Source organism: Mesorhizobium sp. M5C.F.Ca.IN.020.29.1.1, assembly GCF_003997375.1.
GTDB classification, from domain to species: domain Bacteria; phylum Pseudomonadota; class Alphaproteobacteria; order Rhizobiales; family Rhizobiaceae; genus Mesorhizobium; species Mesorhizobium wenxiniae.
Genome location: NZ_RZSW01000162.1, coordinates 1 through 11,384, shown reverse-complemented (window position 1 = coordinate 11,384; position 11,384 = coordinate 1). Strand labels below are relative to the sequence as shown.

The following is an 11,384-nucleotide window of genomic DNA, read 5'->3' as shown; positions in this document are numbered from 1 at the left end:
ACTTGCTCAACGTGCCGGCGCGCGGCAATGTCATGGTCAAGGACGGCGACCGCATGGTCGATGTCGCGGCCTGCGACGCCGCCACGCTGCGCCACATCCGACAGACGCGGGTCGCCATGGTGTTCCAGCAGTTCGGCCTTCTGCCCTGGCGCACCGTCGCTGAAAATGTCGGCTTCGGCCTCGAGCTGTCCGGCGTGCCCGACGCCGAGCGCAAGGCGCGCGTCGAGCGCCAGTTGAAGCTCGTCGGCCTCGACCAGTGGGCGTCGAAATACGCCCACGAACTTTCCGGCGGCATGCAGCAGCGCGTCGGGCTGGCGCGTGCGTTTGCCACCGAAGCGCCGATCCTGCTGATGGACGAGCCGTTCTCGGCGCTCGACCCGCTGATCCGGACCAAGCTGCAGGACGAGTTGCTGCAGCTTCAGGCAGAGCTGAAAAAGACCATCATCTTCGTCAGCCACGACCTCGAGGAGGCGCTGAAGATCGGCAGCCACATCACCATCATGGAAGGCGGGCGCATCGTGCAGACCGGCGCGCCGGAAGACATCGTGCTGCGCCCCGCCAACGACTATGTCCGCGACTTCATCGCCAATGTGAATCCGCTCTCGGTGCTGACCGCCTGGAACGTGATGCGCGACCGCCGCGACCTCGAGCACGGCGAGGACGGCTGGGTGTGGCTCGACCGCCGCAAGACGACGCGTTTCAAGATCGACGAGCACGGGCTGGTGGCGGCGGCCGAGCGCGACGGCAAGCCGGCGTTCTGGGTGTCCTGCGCCGATGTCGAGGCCCAGCCGGAGGAGACGGCGCAGGTGTTCTGGGCCAATCCGGGCACCTCGCTGAAGACCGTGATGCTGGCCATGCACCGCTCGCAGACCGCACCCGTGGCGCTGTTCGACGACCAGTCGCGCTTCGTCGGCGCCATCGGCATCAGGGACGTGCTGTCGGCGGTGTTGAGAAGGTAAGCTTTCTCATCGGAGGGAGGTCGACCCTAAGCCGCCAGCGGCAATCTCAGACTTGTGAACGGCGCGCCCGCCGGAAAGGCGGTTTGTGCGCGGCTCAAATGGACGCCCGCTTTTGCCTATGCCAGAATAAACGCGAAGTTTCTTGCGCGCAGTTGCCGATTCCGATGCCTGAGATCGTCACCAAACCCCGCACCAAAACGAAGCCGCAAATCGAACGGCCGAAGCTCTACAAGGTCATCCTTCTCAATGACGATTTCACGCCGCGCGAGTTCGTGGTGACGGTGCTCAAGGGCGAATTCAAGCTGAGCGAAGACCAGGCGCGGCGGGTGATGATCACCGCGCACCAGCGCGGCGTCTGCGTCGTCGCCGTCTTCACCAGGGACGTCGCCGAGACCAAGGCGATGCGGGCGACCGATGCCGGTAAGGCCAAGGGCTACCCGCTGATGTTCACGACGGAACCGGAGGAGTAGTGCCGTTTTCTCCTTCTCCCCCTGTGGGAGCGGGTGGCCGAGCGCAGCTCGGTCGGATGAGGGGTGTTCCAGCTTGGCGTCGACGGCATCCCGTCCAGCACCCCTCAACCGTCTTGGCGCTGCGCCAATCCACATTCTCCCACAAGAGGAGAAGGATAAACCGCTGCGCTACCGCCCCTCGCGGTACCACATCGAGCCCAATGCCAGAAGCAGCAGGCCGAGGCCGAGGAACCCGCCGAACAGCGGCACGCGCGAGACGGCCTTCAGCACGCTGTCGTCGGTGGTGCGCAGGCCGATCCAGTCGTTGCCGGCGGCCGCGCCCGTGGAGCGGACCGGGACGACCGACGGCAGCGTCACGCCGCCGGTGAGGTTGCCAAGGGCCGACGATTGCGCCAGCCGGCGCACACTGCCGCCGGTGGCCTCGGCCGGCGCTTTCAGCCGGTTCTCGGTGGAGACGACGTCGGTGAATTCCGGTGCGTTGACCGGGCCGACATGGGCAAGCGCCTTCAGGTCGCCATTGCCGACCTGGTAGAGGCCGATCTCGCTGGTTTCGATGCTGCCCAGGAAGACGCCGGGTTCGGCTCTCTCTAGCTTGACGGTCATCGCCTTGCCGGACGGGGTGATGATCTGCGCCGGGCCGGGATCGTCGCTCATCGCCTGGCGGCGGATTTCCAGCATCATGCCGCGGCCGTCGGCGGTCAGCCGCTCCTCCTCGAGTTCAGGCTCCTTCATCAGCCAGTGGGCGATGCGGCGATAGAGCTGGACATGCGGGCCGCCGCCCTCGAAGCCACGCGCCCATAACCAGCCCTGGTCGGACAGAAACATGCCGACGCGGCCTTCGCCCTTGCGGTCGAGCAGGAGAAGCGGACGGTTGTCGGCCCCCTTCATCACCGCCTCGCCCTCGGGGTTCTCGACGCCGATGGTGCGGAACCAGCGGCTCCAGTGCGGCGGCTCGGTGGCGGAACCGTCGAGCCCGCGCGTCACCGGATGGCGCTGGCCGAGCTCGGTGAGGCGCGGATAGAAGGCCTTGTCGACGACTTCTCCGGTCGGCATCGCCGGCAGCGCCGACATCAAAGGCGTGCGGGCGATGGAACTTTCGCCGGCATATTCGGGCCCTGCCGCGATCAGCAGGGCGCCGCCCTTTTCGACATATTCCGCGATATAGTCGTAATAGAGGATCGGCAGCACGTCGCGGTGCTGATAGCGGTCGAAGATGATCAGGTCGAAATCCTTGATCTTCTCGACGAACAGCTCGCGCGTCGGGAAGGCGATCAGCGACAATTCGTTGATCGGCGTGCCGTCCTGCTTTTCCGGCGGCCGCAGAATGGTGAAGTGGACCAGATCGACCGAGGCGTCGGATTTCAGAAGGTTGCGCCAGGTGCGCTCACCGGCATGCGGTTCGCCGGAGACCAGCAGCACGCGCAAATTCTCGCGGATGCCGTCGATCAGCGCGATAGCGCGGTTGTTGGTGTCGGTGAGTTCGTCGGGCTCGGGATCGATAGCGAGTTCGACGATGTTGCGGCCGGCGCCGGGAATGGTCACCTGCAGCGGCATGGCCTGGCCGATGGTGGCGCGCTCGACCGAAACCTGCTCGCCATTGACCGACACGCGCACGTCGACCGAGCCGGCCTCATTGTTGGTGCCGATGACGCGATAGGTCATTTCGAGCGGCTTGCCGACCAGACCGAAGCGCGGCGCATTCTCGAAGCGGATGCGGCGATCCTTTTCCTGGTCGTTGCCGGTGATCAGCGCGTGCAGCGGGGCGTTGAAGTTGGGTGTGCCGGCGGGGGCGTCATGCACCTCGCCATCGGTGATCATGATGGCGCCGCCGATGCGCGAAGGCGGCACGTCGCGGAAAGCGCCTTCAAGCGCGCCGAAAAGCCGCGTTTCGGTGCGCTCCTCGGCGGCTTCCGACTTGCCGGCCTCGACGACGCGGACGTCGAACTGCTTGAAGCGGCCAAGGCGCTGCTGAAGCCCGGCCAGCGCCTCGTCGGTCTGCTTGGTGCGCTCGCCAATGTCCTGGCTCTGGCTGCGGTCGACAACGACGGCCACGACGCTTTTCAGCGCCTCGCGCTCTTCGTCGAGGAACACCGGGTTGAGCAGGGCCGCACCCAGCGCGAGCAGGCCGGCGAGACGGAAGACCGCGCCGCGCTGGCGAAACCACAGGCCGACCAATGCCAGCAGCAACAGCGGCGCCAGCACCAAGCCAAGCAGCGGCCAGGAGATGAGCGGTTCGAAGGCGAGCGACCAGTTCATGGCTTACTGCCCCAGCCGTTCGAGCAGCACCGGCACGTGCACCTGATCGGATTTATAGTTGCCGGTCAGCATGTACATCATGATGTTGACGCCGGCGCGTAGCGCATAAATGCGCTGCATCGGGTCTGACGGCACGGTCGGCAAAAGCGGGTCGCCATTCTCGTCGACCGCCCAGGCGCCGGCGAAATCATTGGCGGTGATCATGATCGGCGAGACGCCGTCGCCCGTGCGCACCGGGCGGTTCTCGGTGTTGGTGGCTTCGAGCGACGCCGCGACCCAGAGCGGGCCGCCGGCGAAACGTCCGGGAAACTCAGGCAGGATATAGAAGGATTTCGTCAGTACATGATCCGACGGCACCGGTTCCAGCGGCGGCACGTTGAGATTGCCGAGGATATCGCGCAGCCGCTCGGTCGCCGGACTAGCCGAGTCCGCGCCGATGCCGGTGGCGAACTGGTCGCGCGTGTCGAACAGCACCGTGCCGCCCTGCTGCATATAGGCGTCGACGCGGCCGATCGCGGCCTGGCTCGGCATCGGTGCGGCAGGGTCGATCGGCCAGTAAATCAGGGGATAGAAGGACAGCTGGTCCTTCGAGATATCGACGCTCGCCGGCGCCCCCGGCTCGAGCGCGGTCTTCTCGATCAGGAAGCGGGTCAGGCCCTCCAGCCCGGCTTGGCTGATCGAATCGACGCTCCGTTCGCCGGTCTGCACATAGGCGATCCGGGTCTTCGAAATGTCCTCGATCGCCCGCTCGTCGCCGGGTTTGGAATCGTCGGCGCGGACGATGTCGGTGTGGCCGACCAGCGCGCCGAGCGCAATCAGCAGAGCGGCTGTGGTTGCAGCAGCCGTGCCGGCGCGGCGCGGCCGGCGCGAGAACAAGCCGCCCATCCAGAACACGGCCAGCGTGTCGAGCACCATCAACAAAAGGGCTGTCGCCACCAGCGGGCCCTTCAAATTGTGCGATTCGTCGAAGGCGTACTGGATGGTGGTGACCGGCACGGTGATCTGAGGACGGACCAGCGGTGCAAATCTGCTTTCAGCATTGAGCAGATTGTGGGCGAGGACGCCAGTTTCGGAGCCGTAGAGACCAGGCGGGTTCTCGAACGTCACCGGCAGCGGGCCGGCGCCCGGCACCAGCGGCCGTGCATCCGGCGTCGGCGGCACCAGCGTGCCGTCGGCTGATATCATGCGGTATGGCGCCAGCGAGGTGGCGGCGGCTTCGGCATTGGCGACCGCTGCACCCTGATTGCGTGACAGTTGCACGATGCGGCGCAGCATCTCGACGAAGCTGCCGGAGATCGGCAGGTTAGACCAGGTCGCCTCCGGCGTGACATGGAACAGGACGAGCGTGCCCTTGCCCTTCTTCATCCCGGTCACCAGCGGTGTGCCGTCGGCAAGCGTGGCCCAGGTGCGCTCGACGATGTCGGGCGTCGGCTCGGCCAGCACCTGCCTAGTGACGGTGACTTCGGCGGGCGGAGCGAGGTCGGAGAAGGGACCGGTCTTCGGGAAGTCGGTGACCGGCTGCGGCGTCGTCCATGACAGCGCGCCGCCGAGCGAACGCTCGCCGGTACGCAGCCTGACCGGCAGCAGGTCGTCGTCATTGCCGGCGGCCACCAGCCGCGAGCCGGCGAACCGCACGAGCGTGCCGCCATTGTCGACCCAGTCGACCAGCCTCTGCCGCACCTGCTCCGGAATGGTACCGACATCGGCCATGACAATCATCGCCGGCTTCTGGTCGAGGAGCTGCGGGATGGCGTCGGCAAGGTCGGCGCTCGACGGCTCAGTCAGATCGGCGAAGGGCTGCAGCGCGCGGCGGATGTAGTACAGCGGCGACAAAAGCGGCTGCGCCTGGTCGGCTTCGGCCTGCGACAGCAGTCCGACGCGACGGCGCTTGGAATTCTCATCGAGCACGCGGACGGCGCCGGCCTGCCGCTGGCCGTCGAGCGCAATCGAGGCGAAGTCGTTGCGCAGTTCGAACGGCACCGCCATCGTGCCGGTGGCGGTGGCTTCGCCCGGCGAGAAGGTCAGCGTGGCGTCGGCGATGCGGCGGCCCTTGTCGTCGAAGGCGCCGGCGGTCACCTGAGCCGGGGTCGGATCGCCCGGCGCGCGGATGGCGGTCAGCTCGAAGCCGTCCACCTGGTTGTCGGCGCCGGTCAGGCCGATCAAGCTAGGCCGGTCGGAGGCGGCCCAGACGACACGGGCGGCGTTCTTCGACAAAAGCGTGTTGAAGGCGGCCTCGTCGCCTTCCGCCGCCAGACCGTCGGCGAGCACCGCGACACTGGCGCCCGGCAAGGTCTCCAGGGTTGCCGCGACGCGGGCGTAGACAGCAGGGCGGTCGGTCGGGATCGGCCGCGGCTTTGCCGCGCGCAGCCGGTCGAGCGCGGTGGCGGCGTCAAAGGGACCGATCTCGGCGTTCGGCTTCTCGGCGGTGAAGGCGATGATAACGGGCACGTCGTTGGAGCTGGCATCGGTGATCAGCCGTTCGGCAGTGGCGACGCGCTGGCCCCAGTCGGCGGCACTTGCCCAGTCATTGTCGATGACCAGCGCAAGAGCGGCACCCTCGGCCGGCAGTCTTTCACGCGGGTTGAAGACGGGTTCGGCCAGCGCCGTAACGATAAGAGCCGCCATCAGCAGCCTGAGCAGCGTCAGCCACCACGGGCTCTGTTGCGGCGTCTCCTCGCGCTTCAGCACCCGGGCCAGGATCTTCAGCGGCGGGAAGACCTCGGTCTGCGGTTTGGGCGGGGTGAACCGCAAAAGCCACCAGATCACCGGCAGTGCCAGAAGGCCCCACAGCACCATCGGCGCCCCGAAGGAGAGCGGCAACCAACTCATGCGCGGATCCTCCCGGCTGAGCTGCCATCGACGGTCATCGCCATGTGGACACGCACCAGCGCATCGGAGGCGAGACGGTCGGTGTGGTTGACGGTGAAGCTCCAGCCGAGCCGCTTGCACCAGTCGGTCAGCTCCTGGCGGCGGGCGATGTAAAGCAGTCGGTAATCATCACCCAGCGTTTCGGCGCGGCCGGCGGTCAGCTTGTCGCCGGTTTCCGGATCGGTGAACTCGGTGCGGCCGGCATAGGGGAATCTCTCCTCGGCGGGGTCGGCGACCTCGATCAGATGGGCACGCACGCCGTGGCGGGCGAGCACGTCGAGCCAGGCGATGGTGTCCTCGACCGGATCGAGGAAGTCGCTAACGATGACGATGTCGCAGAAGCGGCGGATGGCGGACAGGTCGGGCTTTGCCGGCAATTCGCCGGCATGGGTGAGTTGTGCTGCGATGCGCTCGGCGCCGTTGCGGGCGGTGAACGGATCGGTCAGTCCGGGCCAGGCGATGCGTTCGCCGCTGCGCGACAGAAGCTCTGCCATGGCCAGCGCCAGCACCAGCGCGCGGGATTCCTTCGAGACGGTGGCGCCGGTCGATTTGTAGAGCATGGAAGGCGAGGGGTCTGCCCACAGCCACACCGTATGGGCGGCCTCCCATTCGCGGTCGCGCACATAGACGTGGTCGTCGCGGGCCGAGCGGCGCCAGTCGACGCGCGAAGAATCGCCTTCTACATAGGGCCGGAACTGCCAGAAATTCTCGCCGATGCCCCGCTTGCGGCGGCCGTGCCAGCCGGCGATCACGGTGTTGACGATGCGGCGTGCTTCGACCAGCAGGTCCGGCACCAGCGACGCCCGCAACCGACCGCGGGCGAGCGCGTCACGCGTCGCCGCCGGTGCCTGGGCCTCGCCTATACGCGCCATCAGATGCCTTTTGCCAGTTTCGCCACCAGGTCGCGCACGGTCGTGCCCTCGGCACGGGCGGCAAAGGTCAGCGCCATGCGGTGCTGCAGCACAGGCTCGGCCAGCGCTCTGATATCGTCGATCGACGGCGCCAGCCGTCCGTCATAGAGGGCGCGGGCGCGGGCGCACAGTGTCAACGCCTGACTGGCGCGCGGGCCTGGCCCCCAGGCGACGTGCTTGTCGGTCTCGGCATTGCCCTGGCCGGGGCGCGCCGAGCGCACCAGTTGGAGGATCGCCTCGACGACGCTTTCCGGCACCGGCATGCGGCGAATGAGGGTCTGGATCTCTTTCAGCCGCGCCGGCTGCAGTACGTTCTGCGCCTTGGCGTCCTCGATGCCTGTGGTTTCCAGAAGAATGCGGCGCTCCGCCTCGATTTCCGGATAGAGGATGTCGACCTGCATGAGGAAGCGGTCAAGCTGTGCCTCGGGCAGCGGATACGTGCCTTCCTGCTCCAACGGGTTCTGCGTCGCCAGCACGTGGAAGGGCGCCGGCAGGTCGTGGCGGACACCGGCAATGGTGACGTGGTATTCCTGCATCGACTGCAGCAGCGCCGACTGGGTGCGGGGTGAGGCGCGGTTGATCTCGTCGGCCATCAGCAGCTGCGCGAAGATCGGCCCGGAGATGAAGCGGAAGGAACGCTTGCCGAATTCGTCCTGCTCCATCACCTCGGAGCCGAGAATGTCGGACGGCATCAGGTCAGGCGTGAACTGGATGCGGCGGGAATCGAGGCCGAGCACGATGCCCAGCGTCTCAACTAGCTTGGTCTTGGCGAGGCCGGGCACCCCGACCAGCAACGCATGGCCGCCGGCGAGCAGCGCCACAAGCGTGCGTTCGACGACGCTTTCCTGGCCGAAGATGACGCGGCCGACGCCATCGCGAACCCTGGAAATGTCGGCCAGCGCCGTCTCGGCCTGGGCGATCATGTCCTTTTCGCTGATCGGGCTTTCCTTGATCATCACGCTCATGCAGCATCGATCCTTCTCGTTGGAGATACCGGCTTGCACCTTCGACGCTGCAGAGTGCCGCGATTCGGCCTCGCATGGCGCCTGTCTTTGAACTTAAATCACTGGCTTAGGCTGACAAGCGGAACAACAGTGACTATTTCGTGACCATGACAGAACGCGCCGACGATCGTGAAGAGAGCCTGACGGCCGCCACCGAGGCGTGCGGACTGGAGGCACTGATCTCGCGTGCCGCCCGCGCGGGCAAGGGGCCGGCGCCGGTTGAGCGCTGGAATCCGGCCTTTTGCGGCGATCTCGACATGGAGATCAGAGAGGACGGCACCTGGTTCTACCAGGGCACGCCGATCGGCCGTATGCCGTTGGTGCAGCTGTTTTCCTCCGTGCTGCGCAAGGACGAAGACGGCAAGACCTATCTTGTAACACCGGCGGAAAGGGTCGGCATCCGCGTCGTCGACGCGCCCTTCATCGCCGTCGAGATGGACGTTTCCGGCAGCGGCGATAGCCAAGTCATCACTTTCCGCACCAATGTCGGCGACGTGGTCGAGGCCGGACCGGACCATCCGCTAAGCTTCGTCGATGAAGACGCGACCGGTGGCCTGAAACCCTATGTGCTGGTGCGCGGACGGCTGGAAGCGCTGGTGGCGCGGCCGGTCATGTACGAACTGGTCGAGCATGGCGAAGAGATCGATGTCGGCGGCAGAAGGATGTTTGTCGTCCGCTCGAAGGGCGCGGTCTATCCGATAATGCCCGCGGATAAACTTCAGCGGCTGAGTGCGTGATCGGCAGCGTATGGTGGACCAGGTGACGCTATGGACCAAGTGACGCGGGGGCCGTTTTCGGCCGAGGATTTTCGCGCCCGCGTCGCGGCGCAGCCGCTGGCGCATGCCGCCGACGATTATGGCGACCATCGCTTCAACCCCGGCCATCCGCGTTTGAAGCTCGCAAAGGCGCTGCGCGATGCCGCCGTGCTGATCCCGGTGGTCGATCACGGTCGCGATGCCACGGTTCTGCTGACCAAACGGGCGGAAAAGCTGCGAAACCATTCGGGGCAGGTGGCCTTTCCGGGCGGCACGATCGATCCAACCGATCCGAGCCCGGAGGCGGCGGCATTGCGCGAGACATTCGAGGAGATCGGGCTCGGCCAGGACCGGGTCGAGATCATCGGCCGCATGCCTGATTACGTCTCCGGCAGCGGCTACCGCATCGCCCCGGTGCTGGGAATAGTGCGGCCGGATTTTTCACTGACGCTGAATTCCGAGGAGGTCGACGCCGCCTTCGAAGTGCCGCTGCGCTTCCTCATGGACCCGGCGAACCACGGCCGCGAAAGCCGCATGTGGAATGACCTCGAATGGGTCTTTTACGAGATGCCCTATGACGGACAACGCATCTGGGGCGTTACCGCCGGCATCATCCGCACGCTCTATGAAAGGCTCTATACGTGAGCGGCCGGATGTCGCTCGCGGGCAAAGCCGACTGGCTCGGCGAAAAGCACCTGCAGCGCCTGCTGGCGGCGCTGGCGGATGGCGGCGAGGAGGCGCGTGTCGCCGGCGGCGCGGTGCGCAATGCGCTCATCGGCCAGCCGGTCGCCGACGTCGATATTGCCACCACGACCGTGCCTGATGAAACCATCCGCCGCGCCGAGGCGGCGGGCTTCAAGGCCGTGCCGACCGGCATCGAGCACGGCACCATCACGATTGTCGCCGGCGGGAAGCCGTTCGAGGTGACTACGCTGCGCGCCGACATCGAGACCGACGGACGGAGGGCCAAGGTGTCGTTCGGACGCGACTGGAAGGCCGACGCGGAACGGCGCGATTTCACCATCAACGCGCTCTATGCCGAGGCCGACGGGACGATCGTTGACCTGGTCGGCGGCGTCGCCGACATCGAGGCGCGCCGGCTGCGTTTCATCGGCGATCCGGAGGCTCGCATCCGCGAGGATTATCTACGCATCCTGCGCTTTTTCCGCTTCTTCGCCTGGTATGGCGACGGCCGGCCGGATGCCGAAGGGCTGAAGGCCTGCGCCCGGCTCAAGGAGGGGCTTGGCCAACTCTCGGTCGAGCGCGTCTGGTCCGAGCTGAAGAAGCTGCTGTCGGCCCCCGATCCATCGCGCGCCTTGCTGTGGATGCGCCAGGCCAGCGTGCTCACCAGCGTTCTGCCGGAGACCGAGAAATGGGGCATCGATGCGATCCATGTGCTGACCAGGGCCGAGAAGGATCTAGGCTGGACGCCGGACCCGCTGCTCAGGCTGGAAGCGATCATGCCGCCGGACGCCGCGCGGCTGAAGACGCTCGCCGAGCGGCTGAGATTCTCCGTCAGCGATGCCGGCCGTCTCAGGCAGTGGGCGCTGACAGCGCCTGTCGAGCCGAAGACGACCGAAGCGGAACTCGCAAAACGGCTCTATCGTGGCGATCATCAGGGCCTTGTCGATCGCTTGCGGCTGTCGCTCGCTTCCGCTCGAGGCCGCGCCGTCGAGGACAATGACGCGCTGCTCGAAGCCGGCGGCTTCTCGCGCCTGCTCGCCTTCGCCGGAAAATGGAAAAAGCCTGACTTTCCGCTCAAGGGCACCGATCTGACGACGCTTGGCGCGTCGCCCGGACCGAAACTCGGCGCAACCTTGAAGAACCTCGAAAACGAGTGGGTCGAGTCCGGCTTTGCGCTGGATCGCAGCGCACTTCTCGAGCGCGCCGCAGAAGCACTCGAAAGTTAGAGAACGTTTGGAAACTCTACTCTGGCGGCCATCTGATGGCGTTTTCTGCGCTTCCGGTGCTCACGGGCCCAAATGTCCGCTGCGCTCCGGTTCTCGAAACCACCACCATATGACTCGCCAGAGCGAATTTCGAAACAGTCTCTTAGGCATAGTCAGGCCGCGTCGCGGGGCTTTTCGATGCGCGAACGGATGGCTTCGATCATCGTCTCGCGGATGATCGTCTCGCCATGCGTCTCACGCATGTGCTCGAC

At 66.2% G+C, this 11,384-nt stretch carries 10 protein-coding genes; 5 read left to right on the top strand and 5 right to left on the bottom strand.

Annotation, left to right across the window (positions count from 1 at the left end; translation table 11 throughout):
- On the top strand, nucleotides 1–959 hold a 959-nt coding region (locus EOA85_RS15110; RefSeq protein ID WP_127210030.1), incomplete at its 5' end, for an ATP-binding cassette domain-containing protein.
- Nucleotides 960–1,123: 164 nt separating this feature from the next.
- Complete coding sequence (clpS, locus tag EOA85_RS15105; RefSeq protein ID WP_095519215.1) at nucleotides 1,124–1,429, top strand: ATP-dependent Clp protease adapter ClpS; 306 nt, start codon at nucleotides 1,124–1,126, stop codon at nucleotides 1,427–1,429.
- Nucleotides 1,430–1,597: 168 nt separating this feature from the next.
- Here the strand turns inward: clpS and EOA85_RS15100 are convergent, their stop codons facing one another.
- Genes EOA85_RS15100 through EOA85_RS15085 form a run of 4 tightly spaced genes read right to left on the bottom strand, consistent with a single transcriptional unit; the run spans nucleotide 1,598 to nucleotide 8,429 of the window.
- The gene (locus EOA85_RS15100; protein WP_127210028.1) at nucleotides 1,598–3,685 is read right to left on the bottom strand and encodes a hypothetical protein; all 2,088 of its coding nucleotides are present in this window, start codon (nucleotides 3,683–3,685) and stop codon (nucleotides 1,598–1,600) included.
- A gap of 3 nt (nucleotides 3,686–3,688) precedes the next feature.
- On the bottom strand, nucleotides 3,689–6,514 hold the full coding sequence (locus EOA85_RS15095) for a DUF4159 domain-containing protein (protein ID WP_127210026.1): 2,826 nt from the start codon (nucleotides 6,512–6,514) through the stop codon (nucleotides 3,689–3,691).
- Nucleotides 6,511–7,425, bottom strand: coding sequence for a DUF58 domain-containing protein (locus EOA85_RS15090; protein WP_095519212.1), 915 nt, complete (start codon nucleotides 7,423–7,425; stop codon nucleotides 6,511–6,513). The genes EOA85_RS15095 and EOA85_RS15090 overlap by 4 nt, the downstream gene beginning before the upstream one ends.
- Nucleotides 7,425–8,429 (bottom strand): MoxR family ATPase, encoded by a 1,005-nt coding sequence (locus EOA85_RS15085; protein ID WP_127210024.1) that lies wholly within the window; start codon nucleotides 8,427–8,429, stop codon nucleotides 7,425–7,427. Before EOA85_RS15085 ends, EOA85_RS15090 begins: the two co-directional genes overlap by 1 nt.
- Before the next feature lie 146 nt (nucleotides 8,430–8,575).
- On the opposite strand from EOA85_RS15085, the gene EOA85_RS15080 reads away from it, so the two are divergent.
- From EOA85_RS15080 to EOA85_RS15070, 3 genes are read left to right on the top strand one after another with little or no spacing between them, the layout of a single operon-like run.
- The gene (locus EOA85_RS15080) at nucleotides 8,576–9,205 is read left to right on the top strand and encodes a DUF1285 domain-containing protein (RefSeq protein ID WP_127210032.1); all 630 of its coding nucleotides are present in this window, start codon (nucleotides 8,576–8,578) and stop codon (nucleotides 9,203–9,205) included.
- Between the two features lie 30 nt (nucleotides 9,206–9,235).
- A complete protein-coding gene (locus tag EOA85_RS15075; RefSeq protein WP_127210022.1) occupies nucleotides 9,236–9,868 on the top strand; it encodes a CoA pyrophosphatase in 633 nt (210 codons plus the stop codon).
- Nucleotides 9,869–9,876: 8 nt separating this feature from the next.
- A complete protein-coding gene (locus EOA85_RS15070) occupies nucleotides 9,877–11,133 on the top strand; it encodes a CCA tRNA nucleotidyltransferase (protein ID WP_127210020.1) in 1,257 nt (418 codons plus the stop codon).
- Between the two features lie 152 nt (nucleotides 11,134–11,285).
- On the opposite strand, the gene EOA85_RS15060 is transcribed toward EOA85_RS15070, so the two are convergent.
- Nucleotides 11,286–11,384: DUF1059 domain-containing protein (locus EOA85_RS15060; RefSeq protein WP_127210016.1), on the bottom strand; the 99-nt coding region annotated here is incomplete at its 5' end.